The 20,611-nt window shown below is 56.5% G+C and carries 20 protein-coding genes; 8 read left to right on the top strand and 12 right to left on the bottom strand.

The window, feature by feature from the left end:
* Positions 1 to 217: 217 nt before the first annotated feature.
* Positions 218 to 574 carry a hypothetical protein gene (locus H6F59_RS01320; protein WP_190524053.1) on the bottom strand — a complete coding sequence of 119 codons (357 nt, stop codon included), beginning with the start codon at positions 572 to 574 and terminating at the stop codon, positions 218 to 220.
* A 274-nt stretch (positions 575 to 848) separates the two neighbouring features.
* On the opposite strand from H6F59_RS01320, the gene H6F59_RS01315 reads away from it, so the two are divergent.
* The 8 genes from H6F59_RS01315 (at position 849) to H6F59_RS01280 (ending at position 9,942) form a co-directional block, all read left to right on the top strand.
* Positions 849 to 1,742 carry a beta-fructosidase gene (locus H6F59_RS01315; RefSeq protein ID WP_313887079.1) on the top strand — a complete coding sequence of 298 codons (894 nt, stop codon included), beginning with the start codon at positions 849 to 851 and terminating at the stop codon, positions 1,740 to 1,742.
* A 270-nt stretch (positions 1,743 to 2,012) separates the two neighbouring features.
* Positions 2,013 to 3,395: a proton extrusion protein PcxA gene (locus H6F59_RS01310; RefSeq protein ID WP_190694504.1), complete on the top strand. Its 1,383-nt coding sequence runs from the start codon at positions 2,013 to 2,015 to the stop codon at positions 3,393 to 3,395.
* A 590-nt stretch (positions 3,396 to 3,985) separates the two neighbouring features.
* Positions 3,986 to 4,483 carry a DUF2231 domain-containing protein gene (locus tag H6F59_RS01305; protein ID WP_190524067.1) on the top strand — a complete coding sequence of 166 codons (498 nt, stop codon included), beginning with the start codon at positions 3,986 to 3,988 and terminating at the stop codon, positions 4,481 to 4,483.
* A complete protein-coding gene (locus tag H6F59_RS01300) occupies positions 4,480 to 5,067 on the top strand; it encodes a DUF2231 domain-containing protein (protein WP_190694502.1) in 588 nt (195 codons plus the stop codon). Before H6F59_RS01305 ends, H6F59_RS01300 begins: the two co-directional genes overlap by 4 nt.
* Positions 5,068 to 5,082: 15 nt before the next feature.
* The gene (locus H6F59_RS01295) at positions 5,083 to 6,045 is read left to right on the top strand and encodes a cytochrome c oxidase subunit II (RefSeq protein ID WP_190694500.1); all 963 of its coding nucleotides are present in this window, start codon (positions 5,083 to 5,085) and stop codon (positions 6,043 to 6,045) included.
* Positions 6,038 to 7,723, top strand: a complete 1,686-nt coding sequence (gene ctaD, locus H6F59_RS01290) for a cytochrome c oxidase subunit I (protein ID WP_190524076.1) — start codon at positions 6,038 to 6,040, stop codon at positions 7,721 to 7,723. Before H6F59_RS01295 ends, ctaD begins: the two co-directional genes overlap by 8 nt.
* The gene (locus tag H6F59_RS01285) at positions 7,710 to 8,315 is read left to right on the top strand and encodes a heme-copper oxidase subunit III (protein WP_313887078.1); all 606 of its coding nucleotides are present in this window, start codon (positions 7,710 to 7,712) and stop codon (positions 8,313 to 8,315) included. Before ctaD ends, H6F59_RS01285 begins: the two co-directional genes overlap by 14 nt.
* 115 nt (positions 8,316 to 8,430) lie before the next feature.
* Positions 8,431 to 9,942 carry a GMC oxidoreductase gene (locus H6F59_RS01280; protein WP_190694498.1) on the top strand — a complete coding sequence of 504 codons (1,512 nt, stop codon included), beginning with the start codon at positions 8,431 to 8,433 and terminating at the stop codon, positions 9,940 to 9,942.
* A gap of 5 nt (positions 9,943 to 9,947) precedes the next feature.
* On the opposite strand, the gene H6F59_RS01275 is transcribed toward H6F59_RS01280, so the two are convergent.
* The 11 genes from H6F59_RS01275 to H6F59_RS01225 all read right to left on the bottom strand — a co-directional run bounded on the left by H6F59_RS01275 (position 9,948) and on the right by H6F59_RS01225 (position 20,521).
* On the bottom strand, positions 9,948 to 10,655 hold the full coding sequence (locus H6F59_RS01275) for a carbonic anhydrase (protein ID WP_190694497.1): 708 nt from the start codon (positions 10,653 to 10,655) through the stop codon (positions 9,948 to 9,950).
* A gap of 11 nt (positions 10,656 to 10,666) precedes the next feature.
* The gene (locus H6F59_RS01270; protein ID WP_190524085.1) at positions 10,667 to 10,978 is read right to left on the bottom strand and encodes a P-II family nitrogen regulator; all 312 of its coding nucleotides are present in this window, start codon (positions 10,976 to 10,978) and stop codon (positions 10,667 to 10,669) included.
* 3 nt (positions 10,979 to 10,981) lie between these two features.
* Complete coding sequence (locus H6F59_RS01265) at positions 10,982 to 11,950, bottom strand: sodium-dependent bicarbonate transport family permease (RefSeq protein ID WP_190694495.1); 969 nt, start codon at positions 11,948 to 11,950, stop codon at positions 10,982 to 10,984.
* Positions 11,951 to 12,627: 677 nt separating this feature from the next.
* Positions 12,628 to 13,080 (bottom strand): orange carotenoid protein N-terminal domain-containing protein, encoded by a 453-nt coding sequence (locus H6F59_RS01260; protein ID WP_190694494.1) that lies wholly within the window; start codon positions 13,078 to 13,080, stop codon positions 12,628 to 12,630.
* A 272-nt stretch (positions 13,081 to 13,352) separates the two neighbouring features.
* Entirely contained in the window at positions 13,353 to 14,039 is a 687-nt protein-coding gene (locus tag H6F59_RS01255; RefSeq protein ID WP_190694493.1) for a cysteine hydrolase family protein, read from the bottom strand.
* A gap of 49 nt (positions 14,040 to 14,088) precedes the next feature.
* Positions 14,089 to 14,433, bottom strand: a complete 345-nt coding sequence (locus tag H6F59_RS01250) for a cupin domain-containing protein (protein ID WP_190694492.1) — start codon at positions 14,431 to 14,433, stop codon at positions 14,089 to 14,091.
* Positions 14,434 to 14,485: 52 nt separating this feature from the next.
* The gene (locus H6F59_RS01245) at positions 14,486 to 16,030 is read right to left on the bottom strand and encodes an ABC transporter ATP-binding protein (protein ID WP_190694489.1); all 1,545 of its coding nucleotides are present in this window, start codon (positions 16,028 to 16,030) and stop codon (positions 14,486 to 14,488) included.
* Between the two features lie 40 nt (positions 16,031 to 16,070).
* Positions 16,071 to 16,829 (bottom strand): cysteine hydrolase family protein, encoded by a 759-nt coding sequence (locus tag H6F59_RS01240; protein ID WP_190694487.1) that lies wholly within the window; start codon positions 16,827 to 16,829, stop codon positions 16,071 to 16,073.
* Positions 16,830 to 16,984: 155 nt separating this feature from the next.
* Complete coding sequence (locus H6F59_RS01235; protein ID WP_190694484.1) at positions 16,985 to 17,914, bottom strand: ABC transporter permease; 930 nt, start codon at positions 17,912 to 17,914, stop codon at positions 16,985 to 16,987.
* A 102-nt stretch (positions 17,915 to 18,016) separates the two neighbouring features.
* Positions 18,017 to 19,114 (bottom strand): ABC transporter permease, encoded by a 1,098-nt coding sequence (locus H6F59_RS01230; protein ID WP_190694483.1) that lies wholly within the window; start codon positions 19,112 to 19,114, stop codon positions 18,017 to 18,019.
* A gap of 246 nt (positions 19,115 to 19,360) precedes the next feature.
* Positions 19,361 to 20,521, bottom strand: a complete 1,161-nt coding sequence (locus H6F59_RS01225; protein WP_190694481.1) for a BMP family ABC transporter substrate-binding protein — start codon at positions 20,519 to 20,521, stop codon at positions 19,361 to 19,363.
* Positions 20,522 to 20,611: the final 90 nt, after the last annotated feature.

The following is a 20,611-nucleotide window of genomic DNA, read 5'->3' as shown; positions in this document are numbered from 1 at the left end:
TTGTGGTCAAGTAGCTGGAGCTTATTACAGCGAATCGGGCATACCAATGTCTTGGCTTGAACAGCTCGCCATGGGTGATCGAATTGCTGAGCTTGCTGAGCGATTACATGCTGCCACGCCATAACGCCCCTCGCACTAATCTATGCTTTATAGACCCCCTCTTAAGAAGACAGAGGGGGATCATTTGGCCTATCTCACAAGCGTGAAAATGTTAGACCTACGCTTCCAGCACCCGCTGAATGCGGCGCTCTAGCTGGTCGAGATCCAGCCCGCCTTCGTCGCGGCTGATGCGGCGCACCGTCGAGTTGACCTTCACCAAGTCCTCTAGCAGGTCAGTCAAAATTTCCTGCTGCTGCCGCGACTGAATTACCTCACGCGGTTCCTGAACCAGATCGCGCACGATGGTGTCTTCTGCCCGCGAGGCCACAACGGGGTCTGTGTGCCCTTCCAGATACACAAACGTTCGCCGTCCTGGGCCGCGCTCCTCCTCAACTGGCTGCAGCGATGTTACCTGATCCGATCGCACATATTTGCCAAAACCTAAGTGTACCAATACCGATGATTGAATCTTCATACTGCGTATTACGTCTACTACCGATATACCCCTATGATAAAGACTTTTCAGAATCGCTAGAAGCAACAGCAGGAGAGGATTCTACGGTATTTTAGGTAGGGGTTTACGCGGCGTTTTTACAGGTAGCAAAATGCCTTTCCCAATGCAGCATCCCAGCCGCCATGTTTGGGATTTTTGGTATTACTTTGACTCGGAGGCTAAACTCTTTCATCTTTTTTGCCTAAATGCTGATCGGGCTCTGGTTGCGTCAGAACAGCACCATTACGCCTCCTGCGTGGGCCATGCCACTACGTCAGATTTTGCCGTTATTGATTGGGGCGACGAGAGCAGTTTCGACGTTTTAAAACCTCCTCTCAAGCACTGGGCAAACACCTGCATTTGGAGTGGAGATATAATCAAAGCCCAAAACAGCTATCTTATGTTTTACACATCAAGAGATCGCTATCAAGACGACGGCATGACCCAAAGCATAGGGGTTGCTTACACCAGTGATTTGTTCTCCAATCAGTGGCATTTCTTTGATACCCAGCTGAAGCCAAAATACTTTTATCAAACCCGAGGCGTTGCCGACGATCTAACTATTCACGCTTGGCGAGATCCATTTTTGTTTCGCCATCGAGCTAGTCGCCAAATTTTCATGCTGGCGTCAGCTAAGGCGTTGAGTGGCCCGGAAAGCAGGCGTGGCGTAATTGCTCTACTGAAAGTTGCCGACGACAACTTTGCTCAGGCTGTGCGCGGAGAGCGCGAATGGCAATATTGTTCGCCGCTATTAGAGCCCGGCGGCTACTCCGAAATGGAAGTCCCACAGCTTTATCAACGTGCTGAAGATAGTTATGAGCTGGTGTTTTCGTGCTGGGCAAAATACGATTTTTCACCCGTTACCGGAGGGGTAGGCGGCTTCCAGGGCATCTCTATTCCCCCACTCTGGACGGAGGAGCGTGGTGGTCAAAGGCCGGTCAGAGTGGGCGATCGAGTTCCGCTGCCCTTAGCTAGCCAAACCACCCGTGTGTTGGCTCCAGAGACTCAAGGGCTCTATGCCTGTCGTATCGTGCCTGAACTAGGAGGCGAAATCATTGGCTTTGATATTCAGACAGGTGGCATCCGCCGCAGTGGTGTGCAAACTAACTTGACCTCAATGGACCGTGACTTTTCTGATTTGGCGGTTTGAAATGAGCTAGCGTCCTGGGGGTTAGCCAGCGACACGGACGTTGTGCACAAATATTCTATGCTTGCTTTCAACTTTGCTTAGCCAGTAGCTGCAAGCAATCTTCTAATCAGTTCCGAGCGCTGCCGGTAACGTCGCTCAGGAACAGTTCACGTTGTTCAAAACGCGTATATATCAATGAATATATATGCTGCCTTGTCTACTGCCCTTCATCACCCTCGTCCTAACTGACTGTAGTAGGATCGGGAAATCTCAGCGCCAGCACCCAACCCAATGCAGAATTCAGGCTTTTTTCGCAGCGCCCAGCGGTGGGTTTCTCACACCCCCGAGCGTGCCCTCAACCAGGCCTATGAAGCCGCTCAGATGATTGAGGCGATCGAGCGTGAGTACTTTGGTGGCAACCCCATCTCGCCCCGCTACGGCAGCTACGGTGACAGCGCCATCGCCTACTTTCAGGGTGAGCTGAAAAAATATCTCAACCTGATCAAGGTTCGCATGGCTGTGTTTCGAGCCAGCCGATCGCTTGTGCGGGTCACTGACCCCAGGGTGACAGAGGTGCAGCTACCTGCTGCTGGGGCCGACGAGCTGGCCGTCAGCGTGATTGACCAGCAGGCGATGTTTTTTCGCAAGCTCCAGCTAATCGACGACGTGCTGGCCCGCTACGCCAGCCTCGAAACTAACCCCGAACGGGTGATTACCCTCGCCAACGGAACCAGCGGCAGCCTGGAGCCCGCTCCTTCAAGCCAGGTGCTGCGATCGCGGACTGACCAGGCGCGGGACGGGCAGCTATTAACTGGCCCAGCCGCGGCGACTGCCAACACTCCTCCCCAAGACGGCACCAGAGCAGCGGGCCTCTCTGACCGGGCCAATGTGCTGCCTCGCTCCATCCTCCGCACCGTAGACCGTATTCGCCAAGACCTCGACCCCAACGCCGAGCAAGAAGTGGTTAAGGAGTTTCGCAACTCCAAAGCTAAAACCACTGCTGCCATTCGGTTTGTGCTGCTGCTGGTGATTGTGCCGCTGCTGACCCAGCAGTTTACTAAAGCTTTTATTGTCGGGCCGATCGTTGATCGGGTGCGGGCTGGGGGCGAAGAAATCGAAGTCTTTCTCAATCCCGAAATGGAGGAAGAAGCCCTCCACGAACTCCAGCAGTTTGAAGAGCGCCTGCGTTTTGAGGTGCTAATTGGCAAAGTCCCTGCCCTGTCTGAGCTGAATATCGAAGAGCGCGTGCGCGCCAAAGCTGCCGACGTTGAGGAGGAATACCGCGAGCGCAGCGCCAGCTCCGTTAAAAACGTGTTCTCTGATATTTTGGCGGCGATCGCCTTTGCCCTCCTGCTGATTTACCGCAAGCAGGACGTAGCCAACATCAAAGCCTTTATGGATGAGATTGTCTATGGTCTCAGCGACAGCGCCAAAGCCTTCATCATCATTCTATTCACCGACACCTTCGTCGGCTTCCACTCACCCCACGGCTGGGAAATCATTCTAGAAGGCCTCTCGCGACACCTAGGCTTACCCGCCAACCGCGACTTCATTTTCCTATTCATCGCCACCTTCCCAGTTATCCTCGACACCATCTTCAAATACTGGATCTTCCGCTACCTGAACCGCATTTCACCCTCGGCCGTGGCGACCTACAAGAACATGAATGAGTAGAGGAGTGGGGGAGTGATGGAGTAAGGGAGTGAGGGAGTAATGGAGATGGGATGTGACGTGCGGCCCATCGCAGTTGCCCACAAATCCATTCGCAAAACAGAAGTTTAAACCGATGATCAGCCCATTTTTTCCGTGAGGTGCAGGACGACGGAACGTCCTGCTCGACGGGGGTCTGGGGCCTGCGAAATGGCCCCAGCAGCAGATCTGGCTTTCAACCCCAATTGTGCGCCGCGCTACCCCGGGGTGTATCCCCGATTCCGCACTACAGATGTTGCACTGAGCAAATGCCATTTGCTCAGTGCAAAAGGGCGATCGCACCCAACCCAACCTTCTACCCCTGCTCTATCCACAAGTAGATCACAATTCTCTCAACAAGAATTAACATTTCATAAAAATTACCCTTGCCCCCCGCCCACCAGTGAGACAATCTGCCCACACCTAAGCTGGACCTAGCTATTGATAGCTCTGATGCCTACCCTATAAAAAGCAGCTGGCTCTGCCCGTACCGCCAGCCTAAAAGTTGCCCAGACGCTAAACTCTAACCGTGCCGTTCCCCTCGTCGCTCAGGCCCCCTACCTAAGGAAAGCCCCGTGTTTGAGTACCTGCCCCCTCTCAACGACCACAACCTTCCCTACCCCGACACCATTCACCCGATTGTGGTGCACTTCGTAATTGCAATGGTTCTATTTGCCGTTCTCTGCGATCTGATAGGTTACCTAACCAAAAACACCCGCCTGTTTGAAGTGGGCTGGTGGAATATGGTATTTGCCACAGTTTCTATCTTTATCGCCATCATTTTTGGCCAAATCGAAGCCGGTCTAGCAGAACCCTACGCCGCCGCCGTCAACGACCTGAACCTACATACCCTGATCGGCTGGTCACTATCGGGCATTATTGCTGTCCTGACCGGTTGGCGCTATATCATTCGCATTCGCACTCCCGACCAGCTGCCCATGCCCTACCTGGGCTTAAACGTTCTGCTGACTGCAATTGTGTTCTTTCAAGTCTACTTGGGCGACAAGCTGGTTTGGGTTTACGGACTACACAGTGCGCCCTTAGTAGAAGCCGCCCGGGGAGGTTTACTGTGATTGTTTGGTTTTTGGCGGCTACAGGGGCTAACGACCTGCCCTATGCCATTCCCATTCACCCCAACCTGGTGCACTTGACGCTGGGTCTGTTTATTGTGGCGATTGGCTTTGATATTGTAGGGGCGCTGTTTCCCTTAGAAAAGCGGGTATTTAAGTTTCTGGCAATTCCAGCCACCCGCTCCAACTTGTTTGATGTGGGCTGGTACAACATGGTGGCCGCCGCCGTCATCACATTCTTCACCGTTGCCGCTGGCTTCTACGAAATTTTGCTGGCTGACATGTCGGTGCCTGGGGTCAGCGCTTGGGGCTTGGGAATCAAGGACACCATGGTCTGGCACGGTTTGGGAGGCGTGCTCATTCTAACGCTGATTGTAGCCATGACCATATGGCGAGGGTTTCAGCGCTATGTGTGGCGGCAGGATCGGGCTCGCCAGGTGCAGTGGAGCTACCTGCTATTGGGGCTCGTTGTCTTTGCGCTAATGTTTGCCCAAGGCACTCTGGGCGCTCATTTGGGGGGTGATTTTGGGGTGCACGTCACGGCTGCTGAGCTGCTGCGATCAGGGGGCGACCCCAATCAGATCTAGAGGAACCACAGCGATATGACGACACCGACGACACCGAAAAAACCCCGTAGTCTTTCCTTTCGCACCGTGGCGCAGCTGGTCGCCCTGGCGATCGCCGATGCCGCAGTCAGCCTCTGGGTTGGTCGCCAGGCCTATCTTTGGATGCCGCCCCAAGCCTCAGCTGAGGCAGTGCTGGTTGACGACCTATTTGGCTTTTTAACCACCATCGGCAGCTTCATCTTTTTGGGGGTCACCACCGCGCTGCTGTATTCGGTGCTGTTTCAGCGGGCCGACAAGTACGACATCAGCGATGGCCCCCCGGTGGAAGGCAACCTGCTGGTTGAAATTCTCTGGACCACCATTCCCCTGGGGCTGGTGATCTGGATTGCTACCTACAGCTACCAGATCTATGACCAAATGGCGATTCTTGGCCCAATGGAGCACATGAACCACGTGCCCCAATTGGGCCTGATGCCCTCCGCCGAGGCGGCAACCCTGCCTGCGGTGCCCGAGAGAACCCCGATCGAAGTTCACGTACGCCAGTGGGCCTGGGAGTTTCACTACCCCGATCAAAATATCGTCAGCACCGAACTACATCTGCCGGTAAACGAGCGGGCCAGGCTAAAGCTGATCTCCGAAGACGTGCTGCATGGGTTCTATGTGCCCGCCTTTCGCGTTAAGCAGGATGTGATTCCCGGCAGCACCATTGACTTTGGCTTTATGCCCATCCGCGAAGGGCGCTACCGGCTGCGCGACTCTGACTACAGCGGCACCTATTTTGCCGCCAACCAGGGCGTCGTGGTGGTCGAGTCGGAGGAATCTTACCAGCAGTGGCTGGCCGATGCCGCCGCTCAGCCCCTCACTGAGGCCGACAATCGCGCCTTTCGCGAGTTTACTAAACTGGGCGATCGCCCCATCAGCGCCGGCTGGAAAACCGTCGAACCCGCCCCGCCCCCCCGTGTAAATTTCGCCAGCTCTGAGGAAGATAGCTATGAGTAATGCGTCGCTCGATGCGATCGCCGCCAAGAGCGATCAGCCGTTTCCCGGTGCCCCCAACAACTGGCGACGGTTTTTCAGCTTCAGCACCGACCACAAAGTGATCGGCATCCAGTACATGGTCACCGCCTTTGTGTTCTTCCTGATTGGCGGGCTGCTGGCCATGGTCATGCGGGGCGAACTGATTACCCCCGAGGCCGACCTGGTCGATCGCACCGTCTACAACGCCCTGTTCACCATGCACGGCACCATCATGCTGTTCATGTGGACCTTCCCGATGCTGAACGGGCTGTCTAACTACCTGGTGCCTTTAATGATTGGGGCGCGGGACATGGCCTTTCCCCGGCTCAACGCCGCCGCCTTCTGGCTGGTGCCAGTGTTTGGCACCCTGCTAATGGCGAGCTTTTTTGTGCCCGGAGGGCCGTCGCAGTCGGGCTGGTGGGCCTACCCCCCGGTCAGCCTACAAAACCCCACTGGAAACTTAATCAACGGCCAAGTGCTGTGGCTGCTAGCGGTGGCTCTCTCAGGGGTGTCGTCGATTATGGGGGCGGTCAACTTTGTCACTACCATCTTTCGCATGCGGGCACCGGGCATGGGCTGGTTTAGAATGCCTGCCTTCTGCTGGACGGTACTCAGCGCCCAGATGATTCAGCTGTTTGGTCTGCCTTCGCTAACGGCGGGGGCCGTGATGCTGCTGCTGGATTTGACGGCGGGCACTAGCTTCTTTGACCCGGCCAAGGGCGGTGACCCGGTGCTGTACCAGCACTTCTTTTGGTTCTACTCCCACCCGGCGGTTTACGTGATTATTCTGCCGATCTTCGGCACATTTTCGGAAGTTTTTCCGGTCTACGCCCGCAAGCCCCTGTTTGGCTATCGGTTTGTCGTGGTGTCGTCAGTGATCATCACCGTGCTCAGCGCCATGGTGTGGGTGCACCACATGTTTGCCAGCGGCACCCCTAGCTGGATGCGGATGCTGTTCATGTTCTCCACCATGCTGATCTCGGTGCCTACCGGGGTGAAGGTGTTCGCCTGGGTGGCCACGGTGTGGGGCGGCAAGCTGCGGCTTGATACCCCCATGCTGTTTGCCCTGGGCGGCCTGGTCTGCTTTTTGTTTGCTGGCATTACCGGGGTGATGCTGGGGGCGGTGCCCTTCGATATTCACGTCAACAATACCTATTTCGTGGTGGGCCACTTCCACTACGTGATCTATGGCGCGACGGTGATGGGCATCTACGCTGCCATCTACCACTGGTTCCCCAAGATGACCGGCCACATGTACTACGAGGGCTTAGGCAAGCTGCACTTTGCCCTCACTTTTATTGGTGTCAACCTCAACTTCTTCCCCATGCACCCCCTGGGGCTGATGGGCATGCCCCGGCGAGTATCTTCCTACGACCCCGAATTTGCCTACTGGAACGTGATCGCTAGCTTGGGCGGCTTTTTGCTGGGAGTCTCGACCCTGCCCTTCATTCTCAATATCGTTAGCTCCTGGGTGCTGGGCAAGCGCGCTCCAGCCAACCCTTGGAATGCGATCGGTTTGGAGTGGCTAATTCCCTCGCCGCCGCCGGTTGAAAATTTTGAAGAAATCCCAATTGTCGTGTCTGGCCCCTATGGCTACGGCTCTAACGAATCTTTAGTTTCCAACAATCCCGCTGGAGAGTTGATCAGTGAGCACAGCTAACCTTGACCCTACCCTCAATGCCCACAGCGTCCATGCTGCCGAGCACGAAGAAGAAGACCATCGCATGTTTGGCTTCATTGTCTTTCTGCTGTCAGAAAGCGTGATTTTCTTGAGCTTTTTTGTAGGCTACACCGTCTACAAAACCAACATCACCGATTGGCTGCCCTCTGGGGTTGAGGGATTGGAGGTGCGCGAACCGCTGATCAATACCATCGTGCTGGTGTCGAGCAGTTTTGTGATTTACTTTGCCGAGCGGTTTTTGCACAAAGAAAATCTCTGGGGCTTTCGCGCCTTTTGGCTGCTGACTATGGCCATGGGCAGCTTCTTTCTCTATGGCCAGGCGGTGGAGTGGATGGGGCTGCCCTTTGGCTTTACCGACGGCGTGTTCGGCGGCACATTTTATCTGCTGACTGGTTTCCATGGCCTGCACGTGATGACCGGCGTGCTCTTGCAGGGGATTATGCTGGGGCGATCGTTTTTGCCCAACAACTACGCTGGCGGCGAGTTTGGCGTGGCGGCCACCTCCCTGTTCTGGCACTTTGTGGATGTCATCTGGATCATCCTGTTTATCTTGATCTACGTTTGGCAGTAATCAACTGTTCAAAAAAGCCAGACGGGTGTTACAGGCTACTTAAAAGTCATTCATCTCACCCATTGCTGCATTTGAATTTTGACGCCCCCTGAAAGCCCTATTGGTGAGGAACCCCATGATTATCGACGACCAGCACTACGACGTAATCATTGTCGGTACCGGAGCGGGGGGCGGTACTTTAGCCCGCAAGCTGGCGCCGTCGGGCAAGCGAATTTTGCTGCTGGAGCAGGGCGGCGCGATGCCCCTCGAAGAGCAAAATATTAGCGATGTGGATATCTTTCAAAAGCAGCGCTACCACGCCCCCGAGCAGTGGTACGACGGTGAGGGTGAGCCCTTCACGCCGCAGATGAAGTATGCGATCGGCGGCAACACCAAAATCTATGGGGCCGCCCTGCAGCGCATGCGCGAACGAGATTTTGAAACGGTGAACCACCAGGACGGCACTTCGCCCGAGTGGTGCCTTAAGTACGCTGACTTTGAGCCTTACTACAGTGAGGCTGAGGCAATGTATCAAGTGCATGGTCAGGGTGGGGTAGATCCGACCGAACCGCCTCGCAGTGGAGATTTTGCTTACCCGGCGATCGCCCACAACCCCACCATTCAACCCGTAGTGGAGGACATTGCTAACCACGGCTGCCATCCCTACCCACTGCCAATATCGCTGTCGCTGCGGGAGGATGACCCGACCGGGGATGCGGAGGTATTTGGGGTCAATCCGGCTTTAGACTTTGGCAACGTTACCCTCAAGACCTCGGCTAAAGTTACCGGCATTCTCACCAATCCGGCAGGGACGGCGGTCAAGGCGGTGCAGGCTGAGATCGGCGGTCAGCTCTACATCTTCATGGCCGACATCGTTGTGCTGGCTTGCGGGGCGGTCAATTCTGCGGCGCTGCTGCTGCAATCGGCCAATGAGAGACACCCCAATGGGTTAGCCAACAGCTCTGATCAGGTGGGTCGCAACCTGATGAAGACTCAGCTGAGTTCGATTGTGCAGGTTACGGCTCAGTCTAACTCTGGTAAATTTCCGCGTTCTGTGGGCATCAACGATTATTACTGGGGCGATAGTCAAGTTGATTACCCCATGGGTCACATTCAAAACATGGGCGGGGTGCTGCAGGACGCAATTTTTGCCGAGTCACCGCCGGTGCTCTCGCTGGTGACCAAGTTTATGCCCAACTTTGGGCTCAAGCAGCTGGCGACGCGATCGATCGCGTGGTGGGCCATGACCGAGGTGCTGCCCGACCCCAAAAACCGGGTGACGGTAAAGGACGGCAAACTCTCGGTTGCATTCACCGCCAACAACGCCGAGGCCCACGATCGCCTCGTGTATCGCTGGCTCGACGTGCTCAAGGCGGTCGAAAAAGACAGCAGTCTGTTTTCGCGATCGGGCCTGCATCCGCGGGGCGAGGTACCTCAGTCGGTGATGGCCTACCAGTGTGGCACTTGCCGCATGGGCACCGACCCCGATACCTCGGTGCTAGATATCAACTGCCGCGCCCACGAGCTCGATAACCTCTACGTGGTCGACAGCAGCTTTATGCCCTCCAGCGCCAGCGTGGGGGTAGCGCTGACGGTGATTGCCAATGCCCTGCGGGTGGGCGAACATCTGTTGGAGAGGCTGCGGTAAAAGCTTTAGGTGACTAGGGTGACAGTGCCGGTATCGAGATCGTAGCGGGCGCCAACCACCTGAAGTTGACCTGACTGCTGGCGATCGCGTACCAGCGACGACCTCAACACCTGCTCGACTTGGTAGCGCACGTTGGCCGTCACTGCGTTGTCTACCGCATCCCCCGGCTGCCCTTTCACCTGGTTCACCGCTGGCAAAATTGCCTGGACAAAGGTGCCAATGTCTCCCGGTAGCGGTTCATTTCTCACGGCTGCCGTTACGGCGCCACAGCGCTCGTGGCCTAGGACCATCAGCAGCGGAGTTTCCAGTAGCTCCACAGCATACTCAATGCTGCCCACCACCTCAGGCGTAGCGATATTGCCCGCTACTCGCACGTCAAAGATGTCGCCCAGACCCTGATCAAAGATGATCTCAGCTGCTACCCGGGAATCGGCACAGCTTAGCACTGTGGCGAAGGGATGCTGGGACTGGGTCAGTTCTAGCACTCGCTCCTCCGACTGGTCGGGGTGTTCGAGCTGATGCCCAGTAAAGCGCTGGTTGCCGTCTAGCAATCGTCTCAGCGCCTCCTCAGGGCTGAGCGATGACGGTGCTAAAGTTGCCGCGGCCGCTGATCTTGTCGGCCAGAGCGCTGGCCCTAGCGCCGCTAACCCCAGTAATCTACCGCCAAAAGTCAGTACTCGGCGGCGGTGAATACCTTTATCGCTATGTTCCATAACTCAATTCCCTACAGCGACGCCACACATTTCACAGAGCGAATTTCCATCACATCGGAGATGTAACAGGTGCCCCCAAACTTGTTCAGCAGCGGCCGCACGTTCTCGGCCACGGTTTTAATTTCGTCAGGCATGCAAAACGCAACGATGTAGACGTTGTCGTCCATAGTCATATCGAGGTCTTCGCTGCCGCCCCGCAGCCCCTCACCTTCAACATTGCGAATCACCGCGTGACCGTGAACACCTGATTTTTTGAGGCTGTCTAAAATCTTGGGTAACTCAAAGGAATTGGCAATAATCTCGATTTTTTTAACAAGGTGCATGGCTTAGCTCCACAACAGGTTAATGCCGTACAGATAAAGCGGAATGCCAACAATAATGTTGAACGGAAACGTGACCGCTAAAGCCGTAGAAACGTACAGGCTTGGGTTGGCCTCGGGTACCGTTAGCCGCATGGCTGCTGGAACCGCAATATAGGATGCGCTGGCACACAGCACAGCAAATAGGAGGGCATTACCTTGGGACATATCGATCGCCCTGGCGATTAGCAATCCAACGCCTGCATTCAGTATTGGGATCAGTATGGCAAAGGAAATTAGGAAAAAGCCGGTTTTTTGCAAGTCTTTAATGCGTCGGGCTGCGACTAGACCCATGTCAAGCAAAAAAAAGGTCAGCACCCCGTAGAACATCTGTTGGGTAAAGGGCGACAAGACTTCCCAACCATGTTCTCCGGTGAGCATACCAATGATTAAGCTACCGACTAACAAAAAGACCGAGCTGTTAAGAAAGGCATCCCGCAGGACCTCAGACCAAACAAATTCTCGTTTTTCGTCCCTGGCGAAGAAGTTCACCAAAATCAGCCCGACAATGATGGCTGGGGATTCCATCAGGGCTAGGGCGGCCACCATAAATCCGTCGAAGGGCATGCCCAACTCGGTGAGAAAGGCGCTGGCCGTAATGAACGTAACGGCGCTGATCGAGCCGTAGGTGGCGGCGATCGCCGCTGAGTCGTAGGTGTCGAGCTTCAGTCGCAGGATAAAAAACGTGTATAGCGGTACGACGCAGGCCATCACGATCGCCGCCAAAATCGTCAGCACCACCTGCTGGTTGATGCCACTCTTAGTTAGCTCAACGCCACCTTTAAACCCGATCGCCAACAGCAAATACAGAGAAAACAGCTTTGGAATTGGTGGCGGAATTTCTAAATCAGATTTAACTAAAACAGCTATCATTCCCAAAAAGAAAAATAGCACTGGAGGATTCAGAATGTTAGACACGATCAAGTTGGCATTCATGTCCACCTCTTCTGATGCAGATATTGCCGAAACTTAAACAAACTTTGCATGCTGTCAACTATTATTGCCCTACGCCCCCATGGTGTATCGTGCCGAATCCCCTCCTGTCAATGGTTTCGTTAAAATCTTTGCTGTTCTGCCTATGGACAGAACGGTTGTTTTTCGAACTGTTCGAAACCTTCTTGAAAATAATGGGAGAGCGTAGCTACTAGGGAATCAATAGAAAATTCTGATTATTCACCACTTGCTCCCTGTCAAAATGATCGAATCGATGGGTGATGCTGAATCTTACTTAAACCCTATTCAAAATAAGATGCTCGGTAGGGGCACCGGTCAAGCATCTCGTCAAATTTGAGCCTAACAAATAGGCGATCCTTAGCGTCTAACTCTAGAACATCGTCTAGCAACTTTTTACCCAAATAACTAAACTGCTCAACAAAAAAAGGAGCCAGCCACTAGCGGGCTAACTCCTAAGATTTATTGTTCTGTCAAATTTAAACGTGTAGGTCGGCTAATAGTGGAACCCCGCAAAGCCAGTTGTGGCTTGGTCACCACCTATTTAATCCGGCTATAAGCATCTCAGCTATTGGTGATTATTAGACCAGCAATAACTAGCCCCAAAGGGTTTATTAGCCAGTGCCTACTGAGGGCATCTGTTGCTACCCGAGAGTGACTTTTTACGCGCCCATACCGGTGACTGCGTCGCGGGTAAAGGTAATCCGCTGCTCGAAGTCCAAGGCTTTGATTTGGTCAACAAATTCCTGAGTGTGCTCAGGCAAAGAGTAGTCGCTGGGGACATTAATAATCTCGCCCGACTCCATACCTTGGGCCAGTAGCAGCCAGGTCTCTAGCTTCGACGAGGGGCTGAGGGCACCATACTGTTTGCTGATGTCGGTGTCAGCCCGGTTGGCGATATCACGCTGAGCCTGAAGCTGGTCCTCTTTGGACAGAACGACTATGTGGTCGTAGAGGGTTTGGCCCATTCCTTCTACTTTGCTGTCGGGGTTAGGATTGAGCTGATCTTTAATGTCCAAATAGCCGTACCACAGCAGCGCTAGCTGGGTGTCAGCATCGAAGGCTTCAAACTGCTTTAGAGGCTCTTTGATTGCGTCTAGAGTTGAGTTAGTCATGGGGACTTCCTGTGTAAGGTTCTGCACTGTGCTTTCCCGCCAAAACCTAAGTTCAAGCTGAACTGAAGTTTTGAAAAGGTTAGGCTAACAACGCTTTCGTTACAGACCTTAACGATTAAAAGCAAGTGATGTAGTCTGCCAGAAGGGATAACCCGAAAACCCTCGATTTGACAGAGTGACAAGGTCGCACAGGACAACTAAAGGGGTTCAAGAGACAGCGATCGCTCCCAAAACTCCCCAACAGTGCAATTGGACTCACACCTGCTCCACCCCTAGGCCATTACCGAAGTTTCATACTGAGCCGCTAGGGCGTTGAGCAGCGTCTCGGTGTGCCCCGTCCAGCCGATGATGCCATCTTGGGCACGCACCATTTCGAGGGTGGACTGCTTAAATGCGGGGAAGTAGCTCTCGGTAGCATCTTCGATCAGCAGACATTCGTAGCCGCGATCGTTGGCCTCGCGCATGGTAGTCTGCACGCAAACTTCAGTGGTGACGCCGGTAATTATCAGGTGGGTAATGCCCTGGGCTTTGAGGTGAGCCTCTAGCTCAGTGGCGTAGAAGGCTCCCTTGCCGGGTTTAGAGATAACTACCTCGTTGGGTAAGGGCGCGAGTTCGGGGATGATGCCGTTGCCCGGTTCGCCCAACACCAAAATTCGTCCCATAGGGCCGCGATCGCCGATTTTGAGCGATCCATTGCCGCGATCGCGCTTCGACGGCGGACAGTCCGAGAGATCCGGCAGGTGCCCCTCCACAGTCTGAAAAATCGGCAGGTGGTAGCGCCGAAACGCCTGCTGCAACGCCTGCACATTGGGAATAATCGATCGCAGCAGGCTGACATCGTTGCCCAAGGCATCGCCAAAACCACCGGGCTCAATGAAATCGCGCTGCATGTCGATAATGAGCAGCGCGAGGCCGGTAGGGGGTAGGGGGTAGGGGTAGGGTAGGGCGGGTAGGGGCATGGTGGGTGGATGGGTAGGGTAGGGCGGGTAGGGGTAGAGCGTGTCTGCCTTAGGGTTCGATCTCAATGGGTTTGGCCCAGATGGCGAGGACGATGCAGCCCTCGGGGCTGCTGACGGTGTGGCAGGTGCCGGGTGGATTGACTACTAGGGTGCCCGCCCCATAGGTGCCGTTGTCATCGGTTTGGGAGCCTGACAGCACCAAAACGTGCTCAAACCCGGTATGACGATGGTAGGGAACCGATGCTCCAGGCTGGTAGCGCAGCAGCGCAGCGGCAGCCCCGCCAGGTTCGGCGGGGTAGAGCCGATGGATCTCGACTCCAGACCGAAACGGCTCCCAATCCAGTTCTGGGTCAGCCGCCATAGCCTTTAGGTCAGGCAAAACAATCGATTGCATACTAACTCTCCCACTCATTCACTCATCCACCCCCTACCCATCCACCCATCCACTAGTGCCCAGCCATTTTATGGCCCAGGGTTTTGATATCGGCAGCAGCGGTGGGGCTTTCGTAAACCAGCTCGCCGCCGCTGATCACAAAGATGCGATCGCTCAGCTTCAGCAACTCATCCAAGTCTTCGCTCACCAGCAGCACCGCCACGCCACGATTGCGGGCGGCCAGTATCTGGCTGTGAATATAGTCGACCGCAGAGAAATCGAGGCCAAAGCAGGGGTTGGCGGCAATCAGCAGGTTGATGTTGGTTGACGACAGCTCACGGGCCAGCACGGTGCGCTGCACGTTGCCGCCGGAGAGGTGACCTACTGGCGTATCCACCGACGGGGTTTTGACTGAGAATACCTTGACTAGGCCCTCGGCCATGCGCCGAATGTTGCTGAGGCTGAGCAGCCAGCCGCGCCGGGCCTGGGGCGGGCAATCGAAGGTGCGCAGAGCCATGTTTTCGGCCACGCTCATGTGGGGCACACAGGCGTTGCGCAGCGGTTCTTCGGGCAGAGTGTAGACCTGGTGACGAGCCATTTCTTTACGGGTCGACTGATAGGGCTCGCCGTTGACAAGAATATCGCCGCTGTGGCGGGGGCGCTGGCCCGCCAGCACCTCCACCAGCTCGCGCTGACCGTTGCCCGAGACGCCCGCAATGCCGACAATTTCGCCACTGTTGACAATTAGATTAGCGCTGCACACGGCGGGCAGACCGTTGTCGCGATCGGCGCACAGGTCTTTGAGCTCTAGAACGGGCCGCGGGTCGGCGATCGCCACCTTTTCGACCGGGGTGGCTTCGGTCTTTTCGCCCAACATCATGTGGGCCATGTCATCGACGGTCAAATCACGCACGTAGCCGTGGCCCGCCAGCTTCCCCTTACGCAGCACCGTCACTTCGTCGGTAAAGGCCATCACCTCGCGAAACTTGTGGGAGATCATCAGCACGCTGAGGTGACCCGCGGTGACTTCTTCCCGCAGCAGACCGAGCACCTCGTCGGCTTCGTCGGGGGTGAGCACCGAGGTGGGCTCGTCGAGAATCAGCACTCGGCTATTGAGATAGAGCTGCTTGAGAATTTCGAGCTTTTGCTTTTGGCCCGCCGCTAGCTGAGAGATGGGGGTACGCAGATCGATCTGAAAGGGGGAGGTGGCCATAAAGGCGTCGAGGCGATCGTACTCGGCCTTCCAGTTGATCCACTGGGGGCTGTCGTAGCGCGAGAGCACTAGGTTTTCGGCCACGGTCATGGCGGGCACCGAGGTGAAGTGCTGGTAGACCATGCCCAGGCCAAAGTGGTGAGCATCCTTGGGGCTATCGATCGCCCGAGATTGCCGATCGACCAGTACCTCCCCCGATGTGGGGGTGTAAAAGCCCATGATGCATTTCACCAGGGTGCTTTTGCCCGCTCCGTTTTCGCCCAGCAGGGCGTGAAAGCTGCCGGGGGTGACTTTGATTGAGACTTGATCGAGGGCAGTGAAGCTGCCAAAGCGTTTGGTGAGGTTAATTACCTCTAGCTCGGGGGGCGCGGTTTTGATCTGCGGTGCAGCAATCGCGGTTTTCATAGGGGAGCAGGGAGTAGGGGGTAGGGAGTGATGGGGAGATTTAGGAGAAAGTAGGGTGTGCTTGTGAAACAACTGTAGAGTGAGCACTGCCCGCCATTTCCCCAAAACTCATCTCGGATTGGGCTAACGCTTCGATCAGGGCTTCGGAATGGGCTACAGCACCAAACACGCCACCCTGCATTTTGACCATCTTCAGCGCGGCCAGGTGGTTGCCGTAGTCGGTGGCACCCGTGCAGTCAGACAGCAGCAGGCACTCGTAGCCGCGATCGTTGGCGTCGCGCATGGTGGTGTGGACGCACACGTCGGTGGTGATGCCGGCCAGAATAATGTTGCGAATGCCTTTGCGGGTGAGAATTAAATCTAGATCGGTGGCGTAGAAGGAGCCTTTGCCGGGTTTGTCGATTACCACTTCGCCGGGCAGGGGTTGCAGCTCGGGAATGAGTTCCCAGCCGGGTTCGCCGCGCACCAAAATGCGCCCGCAGGGACCAGGGTCGCCAATACCTGCACCAATTTGGCGCGATCGCCACTGTTTGTTTTCCGGCAGGTCTGACAGATCGGGGCGATGGCCCTCGCGGGTGTGGATGATGGTGAAGTTGCGATCGCGCAGCACCTCTAGCAGCCTGGCGATCGGTTGAATGGGAGCACGGGTGAGCGACAGGTCGTAGCCCATCTTGTCCACATAGCCGCCGATGCCGCAAAAATCGGTCTGCATATCGATCACAATCAGCGCTGTATTTTCGGGTCGCAGATCCCCGTTGTAGGGGTATGGATACGGCTCGGCTTCAACGAAAATTCCCATGGGTTCTCTCCAGTCGAATAGCTAATGGCGTCCTGTGGGTGGTTAGAGCAAAGCGGCTCTCAACGCATCTACCGCTGTTGAGTTGCACTGCGTTTTAACCCAACCCACAGAGCGAAACATTCCTACAAAATGCATTAAAAGACGGTGGCAAACTGTTACTCCTGAGCTTGTCCCAATGCTCCCGGTGCGCCGGTTAACGTGCGCTTGGGCGAACAGGTAATCACCATAATCAGCAGGGTCAGAATGTATGGCGAAGCGTTGAACAAGTAGTAGTAGGCGTCAATGCCCACCGATTGCAGGGCCGGGCCGATCGCCTGGGCACCGCCAAACAGCAGCGACGCGTAGAGGCACTGCACCGGGTTCCAGCGGGCAAAAATCACCAGGGCCACGGCCATCAAGCCCTGACCGCTCGAGATCCGCTCTGACCAGCTGCCGGGGTAAAACAGCGATAGGGATGCGCCGCCAATACCGGCCAAAAAGCTGCCTGCCACAATGCTGGCCATGCGCACCTTGAAGATCGAAATCCCCATCGCTTTGGCGGCGTCGGGGCTGTCGCCCACGGCGCGCACCAGCAGCCCCCAGCGGCTCGAGCGAAAGAACCACTGCATCAGCGGGGCGATCGCCACCCCCACCAAAAACAGCGGGCTAATCTGCAATGCCGACTGCACCTGGGGCATCTGACTCCAGGCCCCCAGAAAAATTACCGGTAACTGGGGGGCCGAAGGCTGAATAAACGGCTTGCCCAAAAAGAACGCCAGGCCGCTGCCAAAGATAATCATGGCGATGCCCACCGCCACGTCATTCACCCGCGGCTGCTGGGCCAGCCAGCCGTGAATTAGCCCCAAAAACATGCCCGCAACACCGGCCACAATCACCCCCAGCCAGGGCGACCCGGTCAGGTACGACACGGCGTAGGCACTCATCGCCCCCAGCAGCAGGGTGCCTTCGAGGCCGAGGTTGATCTTGCCGCTTTTTTCGGTCAGACATTCCCCCAGACTGACAAACAGAAAGGGGGCGCTCCCCCGCAGGGTTCCGGCAATGATGGCGAGGGGTACGCCCCACCAACCCAAAGCTTCACTGGCCATGGTTCTAACTCTCCGTGGGTGTGATTGCACTAAAAACGTGACGTTCTCGGTAGGGGCTTAGCACTGCTAAGCCCCTACGGTGGGTTTATCTCCCTGACCGACCTAAACCGGGCTCGCCGTCACCACCGGGGGCGTGGGCCGTACCTTGGGGGGGCGCTCCTTAAAGATTGGCAGCCGCCCGTAGAGCGAGTCGCTGTAGAGCACCGTGAGAAACACAATGCCCTGGAACACCATCACCGTGGCGTCGGGCAGGCCGTGGCTGCGCTGGAGAATGCCGCCGCTGGCGAGAATGCCGCCTAGGAGCAGGGCCACTAAGCTGGCCGCGATCGGGTTGTGGCGGGCAATAAACGCCACCAGCACGCCGCCGTAGCCGTAGTTCGCGTTCAGCGATTCGTTGGCCCGTCCGTGAACTGCCGCCACCTCAACCATCCCCGCCAGGCCTGCGCAGGCCCCGCCCAAAAAGCAGATCGCCAGGGTGAGCTTGCCCACGGGCAACCCCGCCACCCGCGCCGCCCGCACATTGCCCCCAGCGGTGCGCGCCGCAAAGCCAAAGGTCGTCCGCTGAATCAAGAAGTAGGCTAGGCCGCAGGCTACCAAACCCAGCACCAGGCCATAGTGCACCCGGCTACCGGGGAGATTGCCCAGCATGTGAATTTCGGGCAGGGGATAGCTAGAGGGCTTGTTAAGGGAGCTGGGGTCCTTCATGGGGCCGTTGACCATGTGGTTGAGCAGCGCGATCGCGATGTAGTTCATCAGCAAGCTGCTAATGGTCTCATTCACTGCCCGGTAGTGCCGCAGCGCCCCGACAATGGCAATCCAGATGCCGCCCGCCGCCATACCGGCCAGGGCCATGCCCAGCTGCACCCCAGGGGTGGGCAAACCCCAGCCCCCTAAGGTGAGCCCCCCGGCCACGGCGGCTAGCCCCCCCAGCACTAACGCCCCTTCATTACCAATAATCACCAGCCCTAGCCTCGCCGGCAAAGCGGTACAGAGGGCACTCAACATCAGCGGCGACGCCTGAATCAGCGTGTTCTGAAACGAACTCCAGCTGCCGAAAGCGGCGCGATAGATCGAGTAATACACCCCAAACGGGTTCGCCCCCGCCAGGCTACAAAACAGACCAAATATCACCAGGGCCGCCAGCAGCGCCCCAGTCGGAATGCAGATTTTTTCGAGAAGACTCCGCCAGCGATCGCTCATCGTCATGCTCCTTAGTTCACTGGATGCTCAATAACGTCGTCAGAGAAACGTTACGGTCAAAAAATTCTAGAGACGATGGGACACGTAGATTGAGTAGCGCAACTACACAAGGGCTAGAGGGTAAGGGCTTCAGGTGCATGGTGGCCATTGCCGATTGATAAGAGCCATAGATGAACGGTGGGCAATACCCACCCTACGACCATCCACCCATCCACCCTCTACCCATCCACCTGCCTACCTACTCCCCTACCCCACACTCCCCATCACCCTTTCCGCCAGCCAGTTCATCTGCTCCAGCTCGATCGCCGTCTGCCCCAATTCTTTGCCACCAGCGACCACGGTCTTGCCCTGGTTGTCTTTGATTTCGCCTTTGTAAATCACCAGTTCCCCGGAGATCAGCTGGGCCTGGGCGGCCTCTGCCGCCTGTTGGGCCGAGGCGCTCACCGCTGGGCCAAAGGGTGACAGCTTCAAAAAGCCGTCCTTAAAGCCGCCCCGCACCAGGTGGGGAATGCCGCCGTTCATCAGGGTTTTGCCCTCTTGCAGCAGGCTGACGTAGTTCTTGTACACTGTCGACCAGTCCCACTCGGCCCCGGTGAGGTACCCCTGGGGGGCCAGTTCGGCCTGGTTGGCGTGGTAGCCCGTGGCAAAAATGCCGCGCCGCTCGGCGGTTTCGATCACCACCTTGGGACTGTCAACGTGGCAGGTGAGCACGTCAATACCCTGGTCAGCCATGCTGTTGGCGGCCTCGGCCTCGCGCACCGGGTCGGCCCAGTCGCCGGTAAAAATCACTTGGGTCGTGGCGCTGGGGTCGATGCTGCGAGCTCCTAGGGTAAAGCTGTTAACGTTGCGCAGCACCTGAGGAATGGGCTTGGCGCCGATGAACCCCAGCCGTTTGCTGGTTGAGGTGTGGGCGGCGACAACGCCCGCCACGTACTGGGCTTCGTCGATGTAGCCAAAGTAGCTGCCGACATTGTTGGGGTGCACGCTCTCTTGGTACAGGCCGCCGCAGTGGAAAAACTGCACCTCGGGAAAGTCTTTGGCCAGGGCCAGCACGTGGGGGTCAAAGTAGCCAAAGGAGGTGGCAAAAATCGCCGTGGCCCCGTCCAGGTCAATCATGCTGCGAATGCTTTCCTGCACCGCGTTGGTTTCGGGCACGCTAGCTTCTTCGGAGGTTTTGACTCCGTCGAGGCCGTCTAGGCTAGCGCGCCCTTCGGCGTGGGCCTGGTTGTAGCCATAGTCATCCTTGGGACCGACGTAGATGAACCCCGCAGTGAGGGTGTCGCTGCCCCCTGCCGCCGTGGGGGAGTTGCTGCAGCCGCTGAGCTTTACCGTGAGGCCAAAGGCGCCGGTAGCCAGCAATCCCCGGATCGCCTGGCGACGGGTCACCTGAAACATGGGTTTCCGCATGGGGGATTCTCCTTAGTGAGGGTGAAAGGTAGTCCGGTTGAAGCGCTGAATGTTAAGGAGAGACTACCAATGCCGGGCGGGCGGGGAGGT

The organism is Nodosilinea sp. FACHB-141, assembly GCF_014696135.1.
Taxonomy (GTDB): Bacteria; Cyanobacteriota; Cyanobacteriia; order Phormidesmidales; family Phormidesmidaceae; genus Nodosilinea.
The sequence above is the reverse complement of the archived record's forward strand: the minus strand, read 5'-3'. Positions and strand labels throughout refer to the sequence as shown.